The 22794-nt window shown below is 47.2% G+C and carries 15 protein-coding genes; 5 read left to right on the top strand and 10 right to left on the bottom strand.

Annotation, left to right across the window (positions count from 1 at the left end; all coding sequences use genetic code 11):
* Window positions 1–18 precede the first annotated feature (18 nt).
* The 7 genes from ACFSR5_RS18110 to ACFSR5_RS18080 form a co-directional block, all read right to left on the bottom strand.
* Entirely contained in the window at window positions 19–2097 is a 2079-nt protein-coding gene (locus ACFSR5_RS18110; protein ID WP_380905885.1) for a RagB/SusD family nutrient uptake outer membrane protein, read from the bottom strand.
* Window positions 2098–2101: 4 nt separating this feature from the next.
* Window positions 2102–5161, bottom strand: a complete 3060-nt coding sequence (locus tag ACFSR5_RS18105) for a SusC/RagA family TonB-linked outer membrane protein (RefSeq protein ID WP_380905884.1) — start codon at window positions 5159–5161, stop codon at window positions 2102–2104.
* 24 nt (window positions 5162–5185) lie between these two features.
* On the bottom strand, window positions 5186–6580 hold the full coding sequence (locus ACFSR5_RS18100) for an IPT/TIG domain-containing protein (protein WP_380905883.1): 1395 nt from the start codon (window positions 6578–6580) through the stop codon (window positions 5186–5188).
* 586 nt (window positions 6581–7166) lie between these two features.
* Window positions 7167–8333, bottom strand: coding sequence for an aldose epimerase family protein (locus ACFSR5_RS18095; RefSeq protein ID WP_380905882.1), 1167 nt, complete (start codon window positions 8331–8333; stop codon window positions 7167–7169).
* 35 nt (window positions 8334–8368) lie between these two features.
* Window positions 8369–9334 (bottom strand): glycoside hydrolase family 43 protein, encoded by a 966-nt coding sequence (locus ACFSR5_RS18090; RefSeq protein ID WP_380905881.1) that lies wholly within the window; start codon window positions 9332–9334, stop codon window positions 8369–8371.
* Between the two features lie 62 nt (window positions 9335–9396).
* Window positions 9397–10497, bottom strand: a complete 1101-nt coding sequence (locus ACFSR5_RS18085) for a glycoside hydrolase family 43 protein (RefSeq protein WP_380905880.1) — start codon at window positions 10495–10497, stop codon at window positions 9397–9399.
* Complete coding sequence (locus tag ACFSR5_RS18080; protein WP_380905879.1) at window positions 10494–11600, bottom strand: family 43 glycosylhydrolase; 1107 nt, start codon at window positions 11598–11600, stop codon at window positions 10494–10496. The genes ACFSR5_RS18085 and ACFSR5_RS18080 overlap by 4 nt, the downstream gene beginning before the upstream one ends.
* An 89-nt stretch (window positions 11601–11689) precedes the next feature.
* Here ACFSR5_RS18080 and ACFSR5_RS18075 point away from each other — a divergent pair, with 89 nt between their 5' ends.
* From ACFSR5_RS18075 to ACFSR5_RS18060, 4 genes are all read left to right on the top strand, one after another.
* A complete protein-coding gene (locus tag ACFSR5_RS18075) occupies window positions 11690–14875 on the top strand; it encodes a ligand-binding sensor domain-containing protein (RefSeq protein WP_380905878.1) in 3186 nt (1061 codons plus the stop codon).
* Entirely contained in the window at window positions 14868–15647 is a 780-nt protein-coding gene (locus ACFSR5_RS18070) for a response regulator transcription factor (protein ID WP_380905877.1), read from the top strand. Before ACFSR5_RS18075 ends, ACFSR5_RS18070 begins: the two co-directional genes overlap by 8 nt.
* 226 nt (window positions 15648–15873) lie before the next feature.
* Window positions 15874–16440: a GrpB family protein gene (locus tag ACFSR5_RS18065; RefSeq protein ID WP_380905876.1), complete on the top strand. Its 567-nt coding sequence runs from the start codon at window positions 15874–15876 to the stop codon at window positions 16438–16440.
* A 96-nt stretch (window positions 16441–16536) separates the two neighbouring features.
* Window positions 16537–16989, top strand: coding sequence for a GNAT family N-acetyltransferase (locus ACFSR5_RS18060; RefSeq protein ID WP_380905875.1), 453 nt, complete (start codon window positions 16537–16539; stop codon window positions 16987–16989).
* A gap of 76 nt (window positions 16990–17065) precedes the next feature.
* Here ACFSR5_RS18060 and ACFSR5_RS18055 read toward each other — a convergent pair whose 3' ends face one another.
* Window positions 17066–17881 carry a ZIP family metal transporter gene (locus ACFSR5_RS18055; RefSeq protein WP_380905874.1) on the bottom strand — a complete coding sequence of 272 codons (816 nt, stop codon included), beginning with the start codon at window positions 17879–17881 and terminating at the stop codon, window positions 17066–17068.
* A gap of 695 nt (window positions 17882–18576) precedes the next feature.
* Here ACFSR5_RS18055 and ACFSR5_RS18050 point away from each other — a divergent pair.
* Window positions 18577–19254 (top strand): HAD family hydrolase, encoded by a 678-nt coding sequence (locus ACFSR5_RS18050; protein WP_380905873.1) that lies wholly within the window; start codon window positions 18577–18579, stop codon window positions 19252–19254.
* Window positions 19255–19769: 515 nt separating this feature from the next.
* Here the strand turns inward: ACFSR5_RS18050 and ACFSR5_RS18045 are convergent.
* Window positions 19770–21185, bottom strand: coding sequence for a Gfo/Idh/MocA family oxidoreductase (locus ACFSR5_RS18045; RefSeq protein WP_380905872.1), 1416 nt, complete (start codon window positions 21183–21185; stop codon window positions 19770–19772).
* A 22-nt stretch (window positions 21186–21207) separates the two neighbouring features.
* A complete protein-coding gene (locus ACFSR5_RS18040) occupies window positions 21208–22599 on the bottom strand; it encodes a 3-keto-disaccharide hydrolase (protein ID WP_380905871.1) in 1392 nt (463 codons plus the stop codon).
* Between the last annotated feature and the right edge of the window lie 195 nt (window positions 22600–22794).

Here is a 22794-nt window from a genome sequence, read left to right as displayed (position 1 = left end):
ATTACTGATTAGAAAAATTTATTCTGGATTTGTCCATCCTGGATTCTGCGTCAACTCTCTATTACGTCTGAGCTCGTCGTAGTGGATAGGCCAGAACCACATTTTAAGTGTAAAAATCGAGGGCAGGGACGGTATTTCGACTGGTCGGTGAAACAGTTCCGCCTGATCCTTTGTACTGTATGCGTTACATCCATAAACTGGCGCGGATTCTTCCTGAGGTGCATCCAGCCAGCGGCGTAGGTCAAAGTATCGGTGCCCTTCGGCAAACAGTTCGATCTGGCGTTCCCTTTTAAGCTTGGTCCGAAATTTCTCCTGATCGGAATACACCTCATCGGTATAGTCCGGAACTCCCGCGCGTATGCGCACAGGTTGTATCCCCATCTTCATTTCCCCAATATTGCGCGAAACAGTATGCGTCTTGCTGCCGTCCCAGGAGGCTACCGAATGTGAGCCGCTCAACTCGTTCAGTGCCTCGGCATAGATCAATAATACTTCCGCGTAACGGATAGCAGGATCTACCTTCTGTTTTACTCTGGATTGATCATACCCGGTTACGGCGACATTACTAATATCATCGGGATGTACATATTTCTTAACGCCTATTCCAGAACGCGGCCAATAGGTCGTATTTTTGTACCCGTTCGGATCTCCGCGATAATAGAATATCTGCACGTTTTTCACCTCATCCTGTTCTTGTTGCGCATTTAGAAAGTTCCACGTCGAACCGTTATAGGAAACCGACGCATAGAACCGGGGCTCCCGAGCAGCATATTGTAAGCTTACTCCCTTACCGAGCGGGCCAAGTTCGGGATAGTTTGTCAGCTCTCCTTCCTTTACAAACCCCGTTGCTCGGGGTTGGGTACTGTACCTGCCCTGATATTCTGGTCGTCCCTGGTACATGTCATTCATCCCTGGCAGATCGCTACCATCCTTCATATAATATGCATCGGCTTGCTTCTGAGTCATACCGTGGGAGTTGTATCCTTTCCCTTCCAAGCGCGGAAGCTGATGCACGACCATTACGCCGATGCCCTCTCCGCCCTGATTTTGGCCACGTGTAAATATGAGCTCTGGATTCTGGAAGGCTGGCACCGCGCCATTAAACACGGAGCGATAGGATTCGAACGGGTCAATATCTTTCCAGCCTGCTGGCCAGTTCTGCGTAGAAAAATTGTTATCCTCGGGCGGGGTAACCGTTGCCGGATATGCAGCGTCACCGGTCTCCCGCCGGTAGGCGACGTACAGTTGATAACGGCCAAGTTCCATCACATCTTTTGCCGCCGCCGCCGCCCTGGCCCACCGGGCTTCCTCATACACGGGAGAGAGCAGCGCATTACCTTTCTTATCGACCATCTTTGCCGCTACCTCCGCTGGAGCTTTCCCATTAAACAGCGGACTTGCAGCAAATAGCAGTATTTTTGCTCGTAAAGCCAGTGCCGCTCCACGTGTTGGCATGGAAATTTGCTGGATTCCCCTTTGCATCGGTAACCCTTTGGCAGCTTCTGAAAGTTCAGCGGAAAGAAAATCCGCGCATTCCTGATAGGGAGTCCGGGCTTGGGCCAGGGCATCATAATCCTCGGTATAGTCTATGCCCTCGGTTGGCACGATGGGTACCGGACCGTAGGTCCGCAATAAGACCCAGTAAAAATAGGCCCTTAGAAAGCGTGCCTGACCTTTCATATCCGCCATCTCCAGATCGGTAAGTTCCGTATTGATATCGATATGGTTTAAAAATACAGACGCCTGACGTATCCCAGTATACGCGATGTTCCAGATTAACCGGCTCTCGCCTTTCAGGCCGTTTTCGGTATACTGCCCATATTTCCAGCGCATATAACCGTCATTTTCGTCGCCGAAATACATGTCATCGGCAAAGTTAAAAGGGACGGACTTTTTACTACTAACGTCCTGCATATAATTGCTGCCTAGGTAGGTATAGGCTTGGGCAAGCCATCGGGTTGCGTAATCCGTATTGGTAAAAACGTCTTCGGTACTCATCCGCTCGTCAAACAGATAATCCGAGTCCAGATATTTGCTACAGCCAGCCGATGAAATCAGGGTAGCAATAACGAATGGTAATAATCGAAATTTTTTCATGTGCTTATAGATTAACTGAGAGTCCTAATGACAGTGTGCGACTCAATTGATATCTCTTGCCGTCCCCGCTTCCCATTTCCGGATCCCATAATTTAAATTTTGAGAAGGTGAATAGATTTGTTCCCACGAAGAACACGCGTACGTTGTTCAGATGCGCACGATTTATCAGTGACTTGGGCAGTGTGTAGCCAATGTCGAGTGTCTTGAGCCGGAGGTAGGATCCATCACGCAGCCAAAACGTGGAACGCTGATAATTATTTGCATTCGGACCATAGGTAAGCCGCGGATATTCTGCCTGAGGATCCTCATTTTCACCCAGGATCCAGCGGTTGCTTTCGGCCAGTTCGCTGAGGATATTGCCCCAGCCGTCCCCTAAGCTGAACATGTGTATGGACGATCCTTCGATAAAAAAGGTTGACTTCCCTACGCCCTGGAAATGTACGTTTACATCGAGGCCTTTCCAGCTTGTAGATAGACCGAAGCCGTAAGTCAGGTTAGGACGGGTGGTTGCTCCAATAGCGACCATATCCTCGGAGTTGACGATACCGTCTCCGTTTATGTCCTTGTACTTGATATCCCCAGGCATGACCTCCCCGAAAGCCTGACGGGGACTGTTCCTTATGTCCTCATAATCTTTAAAGAGTCCAAGATCAACCAATCCCCTAGCTTGATTCACCCTAAATCCTTCCTGTAATCTGTAGCTGTAGATGGTATTTTCTTCGTCTCTTTCTAAAATTTTGTTTTTGCTGTAGGTCAAATTTCCGCGCAGCGTAAAATCGACTTCCCCGGCTTTTTGCTTGAGATTAAAATTTCCGTCGAACCCACGCACTTCGACTTCCCCAATATTTGCCGAAGGATTGGTCTCCAGCCCCACAAATCCCGGGAGGAAGTCCCGGCTCATATAGATCCCTTCCCTTCGTTCATCAAACAGGTCAATCGTTCCGCTGAACTTATCATTCAGCAGGGAAAAGTCCAGTCCCAGATCCTGCTTGATCGCGATTTCCCAGGATACATTACGGGAGGCTACCGAGGAATACCTCATACCATCCCATACGTTCGGCGATTCGAAATCTCCAAAGTTATACGCGCCGGTCACCGAATCAATGGTGTACAAATATGGGAAACGGATATTCCCCAAATTGTCATTCCCTGTCCTTCCGTAGGAAAAACGTACCTTGAACATATTTACCCAGCCGAGCTCCTTAACAAACGATTCCTCGGCGATGTTCCAGGCCCCAGAAACCGCTGGAAAGAAACCAAACCGGTTATCCTTGTGAAAGTTCTCCGATCCGGTATACCCAAAATTGAAATCCGCAAAATATCTGGATTTCCAGTTATAGTGGACCCTTCCGGCCAATCCCTGATTCCGTCGGGCAATGCCGTTTTTCAGATCCGTACCTATATTTTGCGTGAATACCTTTGCCTGCTGAGTATACTTGGCTATCGCACCAAAATGATGGTCGCCGATTCCACGGTCGTAAATAAGATCCCATTCAAAGAATTCACGCTTTTCCCCCGTTGAGCCAGAAGTCTGCGTCATCTTGAGTTCCTCGGTTATACGCTGAAAAACAAGATCACCATTGGTATTACGGTAACGCGCCGCTTTCCATAGCTCGGGATGCTTAAAGCGCCTGATCCAGTTATCATTATAGGTGTCATACCCGAACCGTCCAATAAAACGCAGGCCCCGTGTGATGAAATCCAACTTCTGCTCCAGGTTTAGGGTCGTCTGGATGTTATTTGTCCAGCTCTCGTTGTATCCGGTCATTGTACCCTGTACCCAAGGGTTGAACCGGAATCCGTTATCATTTCCGTCGGCCGGGATCTTCCCATCGGAATACACCAGCGGTGCAATGATCGGGTTGTAGCCCATCAGGGCCGTCCAGATGGCATCTGTTCCTACTCCTGGATCATTTTGCTTACGGAGTGAACCCGACACTCCGGCCTTGAGCAGTGTCGATTTGGTTATGTCCATGTCGACACTCAGCCGGTAAGTATACTTTTTGAAGCCGGTATTGGTATTGTAGTTTTTCAGTGCCTCATCAACTTTATACATCCCCTGTTGATTCTGGTAGCTCCCCGAGATATAATAGCGAGCTGTCTTGCCCCCTCCGCTTAAATTCAACAGGCTACGTTGGCTTGTGGAAGCTTCCCGCAGCAGGACTTTCGACCAATTGACGTCAGGAAAGAGATCGGGATCCAGCCCTAATCTGAGGATTTCCAATTCTTCAGGGGAATACAACGGCTCTTGGTTTCGGGCAATTTTCGCCTCATTGGCCATTGAGGCATAGGTATGTCCATCCACAAACTCGGGGAGCTTGGTGAACTGACTATGAAATCCTTCTACTTTTGCGTTGATATTTACTTTCCCTTCCTTACCGCGTTTTGTGGTGATCAGAATAACGCCGTTCGCCCCCCTACTTCCGTAAATGGCCGTTGCTGAGGCGTCCTTTAGCACGCTAAATGACTCGACATCTTCCACATTGATCTCGTTGAGATCCCGTTCAAAACCATCAATCAGCACCAGGGCTGCGTTGCTGGCCCCGAAGGTTGAAATACTGCGTATCCAGAATTCCGAGATGCTGCCCGGCCGGCCGGATGTCTGCATCGCCATAATTCCTGGAACAACACCGGCAAGCGCATCGGCCATAGAAGTGGAGGGATTGCTCTTTAAACGTTCCACATCCACATTGGTGATCGCACCTGTTACCGCAATTTTTTTCTGTGCACCCGTTGCGGTAATGACAACTTCGTTGATGACACTTTCATCCGCTTCTGTCATCGCCACGTCAATGACGCGCTGTTCTTTGATGAGCACCTCGCTTCTTTGATAACCTACGTAGGTGAACACTAACGTTTGATAGGTTTTGGCCTTTATACTGTACTTGCCATTTTCATCGGTCATGGTCCCTAGCCCCGGAACGTTGCTTACGGTGATATTAACGCCGCTCACGGGTTCACTATTCATATTGGTGACCGTACCTGTTATCACCACTTCCTGCTGCGCCCAAAGTACCGTGGAGAGTAGCATGGCGTAGGTCAGCACGATTAATTTGTTTATCATAATTTTCCTCGTTAATTGGTCATTTTATTCACCCTCTTTGGCGATCTTCCGTATGATCCAGTTTCCTGTATCGCCCACGTAAAAACATTGCCGCACCTCATCATACGCAATGGCTTTAGGACTTGAAAACCGTGCTTCGGTCCGCAGGTCTCCATCGGCATACCCTTGGTCTCCATTGTTTCCACGGCCGGCGAAGGTGCTCACACGTGCCTGCGGTGTCATCTTGCGTACAGCGTGGTTTCCGCGGTCACAGAAGTAAAAATCGTACTGGTCCCCGCCTATTTCCTGATAGTCCGGATTTTTAACAAATACGCCCTGCACAGGGTTGTTGAGCCTAGCGGATGTCCCTACGCCGTCGGCATACCCGGCTGTACCTGCCGCACCGGCAATGGTATACGGAGTGGTAAATATCTTCCGTTCCCTGTCATAGTCCGTCCGCATGATAAAATGTCTGTCGTACTCGATCAAGTACGCATAATCGCCCGAGGGATGTACGACCATATATACGGCCACGGCGTTGTAGGGATTGGCAAAGGCCAACTTATCCTCTTTGGTTTCAAAATCGTACCGACGGATATCTCCGGCCCTGAACCTGGAATAATACAGTTCGCCATTTTGCGGATGCACCATCGTTCCGTTTACGCCGCGGGCATACACAGGAACCGGCTGGTTCTGCGTAAAGTCCGAGGAACGGGAAAAAACGTGATTACCATAACGTGTATCGCTGGCATGATTATGCGATACAATCATGTCCTGCTCGCCGTGGATTTGCCAGTTAAATACCGACACCCGATCGAAACCCGTCCTGAAATAACTGACATATCTTTGCCCAAAATCCACCTTACGCGCGCTCTTGGTATCGGCGGTAAAATATAGGTGGTCTGGATTCCGGGGATCAAAACTAAACCAGAGGATGCCTTCAAAGGCTCCGCAGTCCTCGAAGGGACCTTCCTTCTGCTCCCTTTCCGAAGGTATTTCATAGTACTTTCCTAGAAACGTGGAAACAAGCCATTTTTTGGTATAGGAGAATTTATCCATTGCATCGGCTCGCGCCACTTGCTGCTCTCCGTCGGTGATGGCGATGCTGATGTCGCCTTCATATGCCTGTTCGGGTATCACGCAGTAGAGGCTAGTACCGCGTACCCCGATTACCTTTGCGTCTTTGCCACCGATAGTGACTTTTGTTCGTGATATATCGTTACCGAAATTTTCACCATAGATGATCAGGTTGCTTCCCACACCACCTTCTTTTGGAAAGAAATCGGATATGGTTATGGGTTTTGACGGATCGAATTCCGCCGCTTGTCCCTGTGGTTGTCCTGTTTCCTGTTTACATTGAACCAAAAAAAGGATGGTCAGGGCTAACAGCAGCCCTTGTATAGGCCAGCTTATGGTATGTAATCTTTTATGTATTGGCATAAACAAATTAATTTAGGTGGCCGAAGCCGTTCTTGGTATACGCGAGATCCAGCCATAGGTGTAGCCCTCCGGACAACAATATCGTTCAGAATACCTCCCGCTCTAGCTTACCTTGTTAGCAATAGGAAGAACTAGGGCTGCGGTCGTGCGTTTTTACGTATGGATAAATTGTTTATTATGGCCGTTGGCCAAAAATTCGAGCAGGCTCATTTAAGGAATCGAGAAAAGGCACCCCTTTCTGCTGAGATAGTTGCTTTCATAAAATGTTTTCATTTTGGTTACGTTTGTTTTATTTTGGTTTTCTTTCAGACCGGTTGTTCAAGCTGGCGGTATGTATCACCAAACATGTAGGCCAATCTGTTGTATAGATTTATAGTTAGTTATCAGCACATACTGAAAATTCTGTCAGCATGTTCTATAATACAATTCTAAATAAAATTAACGTGAGCGGCTTGCTATATTGTATCAATTTCTTGCCATATCGTCTCACATGAACATGATCATACGCGGGCAAGTATCTGCTATGCAAAATAATAAGCCTCTTTAAGCGCTGCTTTCCTGCTGAGACAGTCTCCCGATGCTTAGCTCAGCTCTCCTTACGGAAGCGGTATATTGTGGTACTACGGTAGGTCTCCCCTGCCTTGAGCGCGGTGGAGGGCCAGGCTGGATTATTCGGAGAATCCGGAAAGTGCTGCGGTTCTAGGCACACGGCCGCGTGTTTACCGTATACTTCTTTTCTTTTACCTTTTCTTGATCCATCGAGCATATTCCCTGTGTACACCTGCAAACCGGGTTCGGTGGTGAAAACGTCCATTATTATTCCGGAAACGGGCGAAGAGAGCTGTGCAGCTAGATCCGTCAGTTTCCCTTCCGTATTTAATACCATATTATGGTCGAGGCCGCCCCCCGCTATTTCCAATTGTTCATTTTTAGCAAATTTTGAAAGCATTTCTCCAATGGGCACGCCGTCCCGCAGATCAAAGGGGCTATGATCAACGGAAGCCAGCTCTCCATTAGGAATCAGATTTTCCTGTAGCGGAGTAAATCGGTCGCCGTTTACGTAAAGTATGTGATCACCGATCCCGCGCGCTGTCGAGCCGGACAGGTTGAAGAAACTGTGGTTGGTCATATTGATCACCGTGTTTTTATCGGATGTTGCCTGGTAGTCAATCCGGACTTCGTTACTCGAGGTTAGCATAAATTTCACTTGTACGGACACCTGTCCAGGAAATCCTCCCTGGCCATCGGGGGAGGTGTACGACATTTCCAGAATGTTTTCTGCTGGCTGGCGGCAAGAGAACACCTGATTTTGCCACCCTTGTTCTCCACCGTGTATCGTATGTTCTCCACTGTTAATCGGTAGGTGGATCGTATCGCCGTCCAACGGAAATTTTCCAAAGGCAATCCGGTTGGCAAAACGGCCGACCGTGGCACCGAACGAAGAAGGCTTACTTAAATATTCCTCAATATTATCAAAACCTAAAACGATATCCCGAAGATCTCCCTGGTGGTCGGGCATCATCAGCGAAACGATGCGCCCTCCGTAATTGGTAATACAAACCTCGGCCCCGGCATCATTTTCAAGGACAAACAAACTGGTCGTATCGCCATGTAAAACTTTGTTAAAATCCTTCTTTTGCAGGCCGGACTTTGTAGTCCCTGCACCCGTGTGCGGACCACACGAGGTATAAAACAGTGGATATACTACACTTATCATTAGGCTCATCCATACACGGTGTAACGTCATATTCATATTCTATTTATGAGCCATACTACGGTAAGTACGCTCTATTTCAAAAATCGAAAGCTGTCCCCTTTAAACACAGGAGCCTGGTGACCGTCCACATGGCTATTAAAATCCATTTGGATTAATGCAGTACGTCTTGGGCCCACTTTACTTGCAGAAAAATGGGTATGACATACGTAATAGTATTGGTCATTGGCAAAAAAAACATCTCCATGCCCAGTCCCTGCCCAACCTGTATTATGTTGGCTCAACAAAGGACCATCTGTACGTTTCTTCCAAGGCCCAGCAGGGTGTTTCGCAACAGCGGCGCCGACGGCATACTTAGGGTTTCTGAAATCATTCGCCGAATAAAACAGATAATACCAGTCTCCTTTTTTTATGACGGTAGGCCCCTCGGTTACTGGCCAGTCCGCATCGTCTACATTCTCCCAGCGAAGGGTTGCATGCACGCATTCTTTTTCTGTCCCGGCAACAATAGACGCGTAATCGTCAGCCAGCTGGGCTACATAAATACGGTTGCCCTGGTGTAGCTTCACATAATAGATGTAAAGCTTCCCGTCGGTATCATGGAATACAAAGGGATCGATCTGTTTGCCGTCCGGGAAGAGCGGCTTTTCTGTAGACTGCACAAACGGTCCCAAAGGCGAAGTGCTTACCGCGATGGAGATATTCTCATTGGCCGTATAGGCCATGTAGAAGGAATCACCATCTTGCCAAACTTGAGGGGCCCAGAATCCTTTCTCGCCAAAAACGTCCTGTGCTTTTAGGGCAAAGCCATCCTTATTGCCTGCAGGAGTTCCCCAGTCGACAAGGTCTGTGGAGGTATACACTCTAAAACCGCTGTTGGGATCCTGCCCGTCTGTACCATACAGGTAAAAGGTTCCCTGAAAGTTAAATATCGTGGGGTCGGCCAGTGTGATCCCAGCAAGATCCTGATGGCACACGGCTTCTCTGACCGGTGCGGACCTGTATCCTACAAGCAGAAGGGTTAGGAGTGCACCAGCCATCCTAAAGCGCCTTTTAGCGAGGAGGCTTTTTACCACGGTCAGCTTAGCTATCATGCGGCGCATTACTTCGTGCTCCCTTCCCGCTGAACGGAAGGACCGTGAACAACGAGCTTACCGTCCTTTTGCACCGACATACGGTCAATGAAAACCAGCCGCTGATCCCCGGTTTTGGTTGTCCTTCCATGGTACACACACCAAAGTTGCCCATCTGCGGAGCGCAACACCATATTGTGTCCCGTACCGGAGACTACGCCCCCGTTATCTGTATTTTTTTCCAGAACAGGATTGCTAGGTGATTTTTTAAATGGCCCAAGAGGTGAACCAGAGGTCGCATACCCCACGGCATAATTTTCGCCTGCAAAATGATTGGCAGAGTACATCATATAGTATAACCCATTCTGCTTAAATAAAAAAGATCCCTCGGTCCAACGCCGATTTACCTCCCTGGAGGTCACCGACCTACTCTCCCATTCGGATTGGCTGTCGGTCAACGATGTTGGTGGACGTAGCAACAGTTTAGGCTCTCCCAGCACCCCGGAAAAATCCGCTGCCAGTTCAACACCGTATATCCAGCTTTCCTCAATCTCCTTAAAAAAGCCTTTTTCCTTTGCCCAGTCAGCTATCTGGGAGCTTACGGGGTGCTCATAGCAGCAACGCGAGTAGTAGAGAAAAAGCTTGCCATCGTCGGCGAAATACACGTTAGCATCAATGATCGGATACCCAGGGTCAAATAGCGGTGCGCCGGTCAGATCCTCAAAGGGACCGACAGGGCTGTTGGAAACTGCGACGCCTATGCGGTAGTTTTCCAGTTCATTGGAAGGATTTTCCTTCCAATGAGCGCTGTAAAACAGGTAATATTTACCCTTGAAGTGATACACTTCAGGTGCCCAGAAATCTTTCGTTCCCCACGATTTAGGTTGCTTGGCTGTATAAACTACGCCGTGTTTCTTCCAGCTATTGAGATCATTGGAGGAGTAGGCTACAAACCCGTTTTCCGTCCCTCCCGTCCCATAGAGATAGTATGTTGCGGAGGATTCGTCGAACAGTACGAAGGGATCACCCAGCGGTATGTCCAGTGGGTTTTTCGGATTCTGCTGCGCCCGGACAACCGTCTGACAAAGAACCGTACAAATAAAAAAGAGGATCAGCTTGTTGTAGTTCATGACTTTTTGTGTTTAAGTATCGGAGCTTGTTTCTTTGTTGTGCTGGGTGTAGCGCCTTCAATCTCGGGCCAACCATCGTTCCATGTTAGCTTGTCAAGCATGAGCGTCCTGCGGCTCGCACCGCTGGAGACCTTATCTTCATCTTTGTAAATGCCATGATATAATAACCAGTCGTCTCCCGCATCGTCCCGAATGAGCTTTGCGTGGTGACCAGGACCAGCGACCTGGTGACTCCCGTGCAGGAGCATGGTCCCGCGGCCGCGCTCGGTAATGGGATGTCCGTCCCTGTCCAGATAGGGGCCCAAAAGATGCTTGGAGCGGGCAACACGCACGTGATAGGTGCTACGTGCCCCTTCGCAACAGCTCCCCTTGGATCCGAAAAAATAATAATATCCCTCATGCAGGTGGATCATCGGCGCTTCCCAATCTCCAGCCGCTAACTTGACCTTTTTTTGCCTATCCTGAACTTTTAGTCCCTTAGCATCAAGTTCAACAAGATGTATCCCTTGTCTGGGGCCATCATCAAAACTGCCCCAAAGCAGGTATTTTTTACCATTTTCTTGAAAAAAGGAAGGATCAATGGAATTGGGTACGTCTATGCCTTTGGATGTCAATATTGCTCCTTGATCGCGAAAAGGACCTTCCGGTTTATCTGCTATAGCCAGACCGATTCCTGGATTGGCATCCCCCCAAGTGGAAAACGAATAATACATGTAATATTTTCCATCGATCATATCGACTTCGGGAGCCCACAATCCGCCCGCCTTTTTCCAGGATGGTTTACTGGGAAATGCCTCTCCGACATAGGTCCACTCGATCAGATCGCCAGACCGCAGCACGGGCACGAGCCTGGAGCCTTTACCATCTCCCCAATTGTCCTCGGTTCCATAGGCATAGAAAAAGCCGGATGCCGAGTCCAGTATGACCGTAGGGTCTGCCAGTACGGGTACAAAAACCGGGTTTTGGTACACTTGTTTTGCGGAGGCGTTGTCCACCGGCACCACAGATGGAGCGCACGCCGGAAACCACATGCAGCACAGCCAAGCGACCATAGAATGAAAAAGGGTTCTTATCCGAACCGTATTAAGCAAAGAGAAAACCATTGTTTATATATCGGTTAACAATTATCTACTTCAAAATTGTCTATTTATTTTTGCAAGGGGTTGCTGTATTGTATCAATAAATCACTATTTTGTCTCACGTTATAAACCTGACATACTATCTGCTTATTTTACAACATACTGATTACATCAAGCTTGATATGCGCATCATCATTTTAACGCTTTTATGTGTTCATCTATTGTCTGCTGGTTACGCACAGCGCCATTATTTCAACCATTTTGGTGTGGATGAAGGTTTATCTAATAATGCGATACTTTGTAGTGTGCAGGACAAGGACGGATTTATTTGGTTTGGCACTAAAGACGGGCTAAATCGATTTGATGGATACAACTTCAAGCAATATTACAGCGACTCTCAGACGGATAACGGTTTAGGTAGCAATTTCATACATACGCTGTTTGTCGACAGGGATAGGAAGATATGGATCGGTACTGACCAGGGGATTTTTATCTTTGATCCGTTCACTGAACGTTTTCTATCCTTCCAGGGGGAAACAAAGGGCGAAGTGTTGATGATCAAGGATGATCAGGCGGGCAATATCTGGTACATATCCGACAACAAGTTGTTTAATTATAATCCCGTCACTAGGCAAAAGACCCAGATCGACAAGCATTTGGGCAGCAGCGTCACTGCATTCACGATTGATCAGCAGAACCATGTATGGATGGCCTATCACCAGACCATAAAGAATGTGACGACCGGGCATACGGTCAGTATACCGCAGGGGGGTCGAGAGGGCTACCGCGTGGAGAAACTCGCTATGGACGACCGCGGCACCTTGTGGATCGGCACTGCCCGGGACGGGGTGTTTACCTTGTCAAGGGTAAAGGATTCATTTCGTCACATTATCCCTCCCAAAGGAGACTCTCCCCTATATGTCCGTGATATTCTACAAACAGACCGGAACACCTTTTGGATCGCTACAGAAAGCGGTGTTTTGGTATACGACCGCTCAAAAGATAAACAGGAATGGCTCACACATCAAAGCGATCATCCCTGGAGCTTATCTGATAACGCCGTTTATACAATTTCTCAGGATCACCAAGGTGGCCTATGGATAGGAACCTATTTTGGCGGCATCAACTATTACCATCCCCGACATAACATTTTTCAGAAAATATTTCCGCGATTCTCTACCCCATCGATACAGGGACATGCCGTGCGGGAATTTGTCCAGGATACCAACCAGTCCATATGGATTGGAACGGAGGACAATGGACTATACAAATGGGATATGCGAAGCAATCAATTTACCGGATTGACTCCGGGCGAGGGTCTTTCTCAAACAAATATCCACGGGCTGGCTGTCTGTGGCGATTCCCTTTTGGTCGGAACGTTTTACGGCGGGCTGGATGTCATTGACACACGCAAAAACCGCATGATGCGGCATTTTGATTCTCATAATACACACGGCCAGTTGGCCAGCAATTTCATCTTCCACATCTTCAAAACTAGGAAGGGCCGCGTGCTTTTGGCTACGATCCGGGGTCTTTACGAATTTTTCCCGGGCCGTGACGAATTTGTCTTAGTTAAAGATGTCCCGGGACACATCTTCTATACATCCATTTATGAAGATCGTTCAGAGAATCTGTGGGTAGCCACCTGGAGAAATGGGCTTTATGTGGTTGATTATGCCCAGAACAAAACGACAGCCTACAAACATGTCCCTTCAGACTCCCTGAGCTTAAACAGCAACCGGGTAAATCGAATATTTCAGGACAGCTATGGCAACATCTGGATCGCCACGGAGAGCGGTCTGGCGCAGTGGACGGCCACGGGTAAACCTATACGCCGGATTAGCAAGCGCGATGGGCTACCCAGTAATGTTATTCTGGCCATGCAGGAAGACGCGCATAAAAACTTGTGGGTTTCCACGACCAGAGGACTCGTAAAGTTGCATCTGGACGACCTTAAAATGCATATTTTCAACAAAGAGTCCGGCCTGTTGGACCTGCAATTCAATTATAACTCCGCTTTTAAAGACGCCAGCGGATATTTTTACTTTGGTTCCTCATCAGGCTTTATCCGCTTCCATCCCGATTCCGTGGATGCACAGTTGTCACAAGATGTAAGGAGCCCCCTTTTCATTACGCGATTCCAGTCCCTACAACGGGATTTCCCATTGCATATAGATGCGGGCACGGCCGATACCTCAATAACCTACAGCAGGGAAGTACGCCTGCAGTACGACGAATCGACTATACGTATAGATTTCGCGGCCCTGAACTACGTTTCCTCGCAATCGACCTCCTACCTTTATCTGCTGGAAGGGTTCGACAAAGACTGGACACTGCTGCGGAACACGCACACGGCTCATTATACAAAAATACCACCGGGGGACTACGTTTTTCGCGTGAAGGCCGTTGATACCAACGGAGAGAAGATTTCCGAAGAAAGGGCATTACGTATTACGGTCCGTCCGCCTATCTGGGCCAGCCCTGCGGCATATGCAACTTACACGGTACTAGCAGGGCTGATGGTTTTTGGTCTAGCCTTTCTGTATGACAAGCGCGTAAAGGAAAAAAACAGGGGGCGCCTGGAGGCTATCAAGACCCATCGAGAACGCGAACTATTCAAGACAAAGATGGACTTTTTCGCACGCATCGCCCATGACATAAAAACGCCACTTACATTAATAAAAGCACCTTTGGAGAGACTCCGCAGCCTCCCCCAAGCAGATTTAAAAACAGAACGGCTTCTGACCACCATGCACAGAAATACCGAGAAACTTGTGGACCTAACCAACCAGCTGCTGGATTTCCGAAAGATAGAGAGCAACGAGTATAACCTGCATCTGGAAAATCATGACGTCAACCGGCTTCTTTCCGAACGTTTAATGGAATTTCAGCACGTATTCAACCAGCGCGGACTTTCCTTCAAATATCAGTGCGATGAACAGATATCCGCCTATCTAGACATAGAGATCGTGACGAAAATCCTCGACAACTTGATTACCAACGCAATCAAATACGCGGACAGTAAGGTTATTGTTACCCTAGACAGGTCCCCGGATGAAAAGTCACTGCGGTTTACTATTAAAAATGATGGCAGACAGCCCTCCAGAGGGGAAATGGAACAAATTTTCAAACCCTTTTACCGCACCTCTGAACACCAACAGATTGAAGGTTCGGGTCTCGGTCTGGCGTTAGCACACTCTTTCGCCGAGCTACATGGCGGAACGTTAAAGTTCTTAGATAACTCGGAAAATTTAAATATATTCGTATTAGAAATACCAATCTACGGAACCTATGGCTAGCATCGCAAGCGTTAAATCAACCATCCTGGTCGCCGATGACCACCAGGAAATTTTAGATTTCATCACCGAGGATTTGGGTGATAATTACCATGTACTAAAGGCCAAAGACGGCGCCCAAGCACTGGCGTTCCTGGAATCGAGCGCAGTGGACCTAATCGTCAGCGACGTGATGATGCCCGAAATCAATGGATTTGACTTATGTGCAAGGCTCAAAGAGGACATAAACTTCAGCCATATCCCGTTTATTATGCTTACCGCTAAAAACAGCCTGCAATCCAAGATTGAGGGACTTGAATATGGTGCGGACGCCTATATTGAGAAGCCATTTTCCCCAACGTTTCTACAGGCGCAGATATCCAGTCTATTGCGCAACAGAAAGAATGTCAGGGCACACTTTAACCACTCTCCCACCAGTCCCCTTCAAAGCGTAGCACTTAATAAATCTGACCAAATGTTTCTCGAGAAGCTCAATCATTTGATTCTCGACAATATCACAGAGCCGACTCTGTGCGTCGATCTATTAGCTGACCGCATGAACATGAGCCGGCCGACGCTATATCGAAAAACAAAGGCCCTCTCGGATCTTTCCCCGAACGAACTCATCAACGTGACACGCTTAAAGAAGGCCGCCGAACTACTTGGGGAAGGTTACTATAAAGTATATGAGATTTCAACCCTTGTCGGCTTCAGCTCTGCCTCGCATTTCATCAGAAACTTCCAGAAGCAGTTTGGAATCAGTCCTAGGGAATGGGCGGAAAAGCAAAACAAATGAACCTCACAGGATGCATGGCCCGTTAGGGTCTCGCTATGGTAAGGATTTCCGGTAAAGCCTGTGATGTTCGATATGGTATAGCCTCTTTCCTACACGCTAATTATTGCTGATGCTGCATTCTCTTTGTTAACATGCGGATTATTAAATACAGCAGTAGGTAAACTGCTCCAAGAGCGGTATATGCATATCAAAATCTGCGAATTAGCGTTACATTTTTTTTGAACCGATGATTGAAATAGTAGTATACAAAACAGCATGGAAACAGGAGTTCAACGACCTTGGCATGCTGTTAAAGAACGAGCTGGATAGCAACGTTAAGGGGATACATCATATTGGCTCAACAAGTGTTCCGGGTCTGGCCGCAAAGGACGTGATCGATATCCAGATTTCGGTGGGGAATTTTTCCCCTCAAATCATAAAAAAGTTAGCAGGATTAGGCTTTCAGCGGTTAGAGCATATAACGCATGATCACAGGCCAGCAGGAATGGTGAAGCTCGCTGACACTGAACTTTACAAATGGTTCTTTCAAAAAACGAATCGGGCGGTAAACCTCCATGTCAGGAAAACCGGGACTTTTAACCAAAGGTATCCTCTCTTGTGCCGCGACTATCTTCGCCATAATCTTTCGGCAGCCAAAGCATATGAACTTGTTAAGATTAATCTAGCCGCGCGCTTTGCAAATGATATGGATGCTTACTACGATATTAAAGATCCGGTGTTTGATGTCTTGATGGCCGGTGCAGAAATATGGGCTGCTGGGATAAAGTGGCAGCCGAACGATTCTGATATTTAAGTAGGATCAAAGATCAGGAACCAGGGTGATATCGTCAGGATCTCCATGGATTAAAGTGGGATGCTTGCCTGGTATTACAAAGTAGAAATATAACATATGACCAATCAGATATATAAAGCAGTTCCTTCTCAGTTACCGAGGTTGATTGAACTATGGGAGTCTTCCATTCGGGCATCCCATCATTTTTTAAGTGAAGAGGATATCGGATTTTACCGGGAGCTTATCAGGACCTATCTTCCATTAATGGACGTGTACTGTATCGATGAAAATGGTGCGGCAATAGGATTTGCCGGACTTAGTGAAGGAATGCTCGAAGCCCTTTTCGTTCATCCCGGTTATACAGGAAAGGGAATCGGTAAGCAGCTCTTGTTATTCGCGGTACATGAAAAGGGTATCCGGCGGGTAGATGTTAACGAACAGAACCAGCAGGCCCTTTCCTTTTATGAGCATTTTGGCTTCACCATTATCGGACGATCGGAGCTTGATCCGAGCGGCCGTCCCTACCCCATTCTGATGTTACAGCTGGGGGAGGAAGAGATTCAGATGTAAACGGCAACACTCATTTTATTGCCACCGTGCGAGCACGGGTTTGGGTACGAGAATAGCCTTGCGGAAGCGAGGTTATCTACGCCAGCACGACATCGAGCGTCATCATAATGATAAAACCTCCGATAAAACCGATTGTCGCCCAGTCAGAATTTTTATTTTGCTGGGCTTCGGGTATGACTTCTTCTACCACGACGAACATCATCGCACCAGCCGCAAAGGACAGCGCATACGGCAAAAGGGGCGTAAATATACCTACTGCGAGCGCTCCCAGTACAGCCGCCATTGGCTCAACTACCGCCGAGAGCTGCCCATAATAAAAACTTTTAATTCTGGAGACGCCCATACGCCTCAGGGGCATGGATACGGCTATTCCTTCCGGAAAATTCTGCAGTCCGATCCCCACGGCCAAGGCGACCGCCCCTCCAATGCTTGCATCCGGCACACCGGCTGCTACGGCTCCAAAAAGCACGCCCACAGCCAATCCTTCGGGGATGTTGTGCAACGTAATTGCCAGGATCAATAATGTCGTTTTCTGCCATGGAGATTTTACGCCTTCGACCTGTTTGAAGTTGACGTGGAAATGCGGGAGGACCTTATCTAAACCAAGAAGAAATGCAGCCCCCAGCAGGAATCCAATGACCGCCGGCAATACCTTGAGAATCCCTTCACCATCCTGCATTTCTATGGCAGGGATAAGAAGGCTCCAGATACTCGCTGCGACCATGACCCCTCCGGTAAACCCCAGCATGCAGTCTAAGAAATTCCGATTTGCCGTTTTGGAGAAAAAAACCACCGAAGCACCAGCAGCCGTTACGATCCATGTAAATAATGAAGCATAAAAGGCGGCCAGTACGGGAGATAGGTCCGAGAGATATCGTACAATAAAATCCATTTTTAAGGTATTTATGATTGATCACAAAAATAACAAAAGTTAGGATGATCTACCATTCCATGTGAAGGGACGTCCATGTTGGGCACACGTAAAAATCCCGGGGGGATGCCCCGGGATTCCTACACTAATTAACAAACTTAAAATTTATGAAAAAAATTACCTACTGTTATTATTGAAACGCAGTCCGTCCGACATTAGTTTACGGCTGAGGCCCTTTTAACGAACTTTAACAATGCTGCATCAGATACATCACCTATTTGCCTAGGGTCCCTCAGAGCCATTGCCGGTAGCAAAGCATGGAAAAAAGACTGCCCGGCGACCTTTGGGATGTACCACGATCGCACGAGCATTCTTTATAACTAAACAACATATATGAAAAAAGCAGACCGACTAACAACGGTCTTCAACTTTTCCGGGAGAGGGATAAATGGTATAAGAAGTAGGTAGATACTTCACTATACCCAACAAAAGACTAATATTTCCAACAACACAGGTTCATGCCATGCAGCCATTTGCTACAATTCCTATAAAGATACTATTTATTTTCAAAAACTCAAACATTTGATATTTTTTTTTAATTTTTTTCAAAATAACCCTGCTTTTAATATCAAACATCTAGTGACGCGTATCAATAAAGAGTAAAAATGGAGACCTCGAGGATAGTAATATAAACAGGAAACAGTAGTTTTGCCAGCATGAAATTAATTATTTTTGATCTTGACGGCACACTGATAGATACATTGGCAGACTTGGCCAATAGCTGTAATTATGCGCTGAACGCTCACGGCTACCCCGTCCATCCGATTTCCGCTTACCGGATATTTGTGGGAAACGGAATCACCAAGTTGGTACAGCGCGCTTTACCCGACGGACATACCCCCGAGACAATCGAACGCGTAAAAAAGACCTTTGTGGAGTACTACACCTTGCATGCCAACGATAGCACCCAACCCTACCTTGGAATAATGGAGGCATTGATAACATTAAAGGGCAGGGAATATCTTTTAAGCGTTGCTTCTAACAAGTACCATGAGGCGACCGAGGCGCTCGTGGGGAAATACTTTGGAAACATAGGGTTTGACGTAGTACTGGGGCATAGGGAGGGAAAGCCGGCCAAGCCAGACCCGCAGATCGTGTTTGATACACTTGAAACTTTAAATGTCGATCCGAAAAACTGTATCTATGTAGGAGACTCGTCTGTCGACATGAACACAGCCACCGCCGCCGGGGTGACATCGGTAGGCGTTACATGGGGGTTTCGTTCAGAATCGGAACTAAGGGAACACGGTGCTGACCATCTGATCCATCATCCTCGAGAATTACCTGCGTTGGCCGACAGGTTGCTGCGTAGCGTTTCTACTACAAAAACATAAAATAATTTTGAAAATTAAATCAAACACACGACATTTGCACCATCATAATTTAGGTTTATAATTGGTTAGCTAAAGGTTTTCATTCTCCCCGTTTGAAAACCTTTTTTTATTTATCGACCCGGCGTTAGACGCTTGAATTCAGGCACCTATAATTCAACAGCTATAAAGACTCCAGAGCTAGAGACGAATGACAGGAAATCTGTGGCAGGCACGATTCGGATAATAAGTAGATAATTGTCTCTAGTGGACTTCATTTTATAACAAACTCAGAACATAGTAAAGAGCCTGGACGATGGCATCATCCACCTGCAAATTAAAGGGCGGGTTTCCTTATAGCAGATATTTTTTGCAGCGTGATTAATCTGAAAAAACTGCCAAACCGGAATTTATAGAAAGAAAAGGATTAAGGAAAGGACGGAAGTATCGGATCATACAAATCCATCGCGACAACATCATGAAGAACTCGTCCTAAAAAAAGAACTACGGCACGGGTCCGTAGTTCTGGTGATGAATATCTAAACTTTATAATATTGCTCCCACCCTTTCTCCGGCGGTGGACCAACCAATAAGGCCTGCGCGAAAGGATCGTTTGTTATCGTTTTTTGCTGCGGATCAAATTCTATTTTGCCTCCCAGACGTTGGGCGATTACCCCTAAACAAAATACTTGGCTCAAAGGCCCTGCAACATGAAACGGAGAACGCGTCTTCTCCTGGCCTTTACAGGCCTTCAAGAAATTGGCAAAATGGTTTGAAGGGGTCTGCTGGACCTGTGGCAGTTTGCTTTGAAGGTCTTTTGCTTTCTCCTCAGGGATAATCTGCAATGTACTTGCATGCGATCCCCCTTTGAAGGTAAGATCTTTTGAATAAATTATTTTTCCCGGATTAAGCTTGACTGGCTCAATCTTGCCTGTACTTGGCGGTGGGATATTTGGATCGAGTCCAGAGACGCCGTAACCGTCCGGGATAGGTGGTAGGTTATCAAGACCATCGTACCAGTTTATATCAAGAGCTGGCATTCCTTTGCGCTTGGCAAAATGAAATTTCAGCGTAGACGACATTGGGAAAAAGAACGAATTATGCCCGTCCAATCGTGCGACCTCTACAGATGTTGGAAGTCCCAGATCCAAAAATTCATGCGCGGTATCCAGGATATGCGCGCCCCAGTCTCCCAGTGCCCCCATACCGAAATCAAACCAACAGCGCCACTGACCGTTTACGAAATCTTTATTGTAATCATGCCCGATGGTCTGCATTTGCCAAAGGTCCCAGTCAAGGGAGGTCGGTATCGGTTCGCCCTTAGGAAATGATTTGATGTTCGGATCCCAGCTATGCCAGCGCCGGGGCATATTCATATGGGCATCAATCCGCGTGACATCCTTTATAATGCCGGCGTCCTTCCACGCTTTAAACTGAAAATAGTTAGCCTCCGAATGCCCTTGGTTGCCCATTTGGGTAACCACTTTTGGGAATTTTTTCGCCTTTTGCATCATAAGCTCTACCTCCCAAAAGGTCCGGGCCATAGGCTTCTCCACATAAACGTGTTTCCCTTGGTCTATAGCCTGCATCGTTATTGCAAAGTGGGCAAAATCCGGTGTGCCGATGGAGACAGCATCAAATTTATTACCCATTTCCTCGAACATCTTCCTAAAATCCTGATATCGCGGTGCATTAGGAAACATTTTAATGATTTCTTCTGTTTGCTTTGCGCCCATGTCCACGTCGCACAGTGCGACCACATTGCAAAGTCCAGTTTTATATAAATCTTTTATAATTTCGCCACCACGGTTGCCGATACCGATACAGGCTAAATTGACGCGTTCGTTAGCCGATGCCAAGTTAACTTTTCCCAAAACGCTATTTGATAGCAACATGGCTCCTCCGGCCATGGCGGTCTTACTTAGAAAACTCCGACGTGATAAATAGTGATTCATAGCCATTAATTTTTTCGTACCGTTATTTAACTTTCTTGACCTTTATACTTCTAAATGATACATTATCGCCATGATCCTGCAACAGAATATGACCCGAGGCAGCCTCTCCAAAGTTATCCCAATCCTTATATTTACTGATCGCCACCAGATCCCTGAAAGCTTTCGATCCACGTTCATAACTTAACATTTTGATTCCATTGAGGTAATGGGTCACTTTATTATCAGCTGTAACAACGACGCGACCACGGTTCCATTCGCCTATCGGCCGTCGAGCACGCCCATCTTTGTTGGAAGTTATTAAATCGTACAAAGAGGCCAGGGTTCTATTACCGTCACGGCCTAATTTTGCGTCTGGATGTTTTTCATCGTCCAGTACCTGAAATTCCAGCCCAATCGCAGATCCAGCGGTTTTCTCCTTCAGCGTCACAAAGTACTTCACGCCGCTGTTCGCCCCTGGGGTCAGCTTAAATTCAAAAGATAGGTCAAAAACCGCGTACTGGTCCTTGGTAATAATATCTCCGCCATTTGTAGACTCACCGCCATCGGATTTCTGGACTTTAATTTGGCCGTCGGCAATTTTCCATCCCTTTGCGGGAAAATCGGGACCTTTGACACTTCTCCAACCGTCCGCGTTGGTGCCATTAAACAATAACTTATAACCCGCTTTACGTTCTGCCGTGCTGAGGTTGTTTGGTTTCAAGTTGACCACATACACATCCTTGGAAAAATCCTTAGGTTTCAAATTTTCGGTCTGTATCTTGATATTCTTAAAATATACTTTTTTTCCATCGAGCGCATCCGGGACACTGTGTACTTGCAGTCCTATAAACCCTTTACTATCTATAGTATCGATCACATGGGCCACTGCAATTCCGTTGATCCAGGTTTTTAGTTCATCCCCTATGGCTTCAATGCGCACATGATTGAATTCTTCTGCCTTGTATGCGCTTCTCGACTTTTCATTTAGGTCAAGCGGATATAGCCATCCGCGGCGCGCCTCATCGTAAATTCCCCCTGTCCAAGCCCGAGGTGTAGGATCAAATTCCACTTGCCGGCCATATACTCTTCCCCGGCCGCCATTCGCATTGGGATCTAGATGGCTACGGGTCTGTACACCAGAATTCGTCTGATCGCCTTCCAGCTTAATATCTAGTTCCAGGATAAAATCGCCGTATTCTTGTTCGGTAATAAGAAAAGAATTAGGCGTTCCTTTAGTCATTCTACCCACTATGACTCCCTCTTCAATGGTGTATGGGGCTTTTCCCCCCACCGCTTTCCAGCCTTGCAGGGTCTTTCCATCAAAAAGCTCCTTCCACCCTTTTTCCTTTTGAGCGCTAACGGCCACCGGCCATACGAGAGCCAACGCCAGGCCGTAGGCAGGTAACGATTTCACAAACGATTTCATATGTTTCATGATTTTCCTTTAGTTTTTAATTTTTTGTGCTATTTGGTTTATGTTGTTTAGGCCCGCGGATAACATGGTCAAGAATCTTGGGACATGTATCCGTGACCGGCTAGGGCCGATACTCCCGACAATAAAAGCTTAACGCAATGGTTTATACGTGCATGGCCTTACAATTATATCAATAATTTCATTTGTTCGCCAGTA

Source organism: Sphingobacterium suaedae, assembly GCF_042684625.1.
Lineage (GTDB): Bacteria > Bacteroidota > Bacteroidia > Sphingobacteriales > Sphingobacteriaceae > Sphingobacterium > Sphingobacterium suaedae.
The sequence above is the reverse complement of the archived record's forward strand: the minus strand, read 5'-3'. Positions and strand labels throughout refer to the sequence as shown.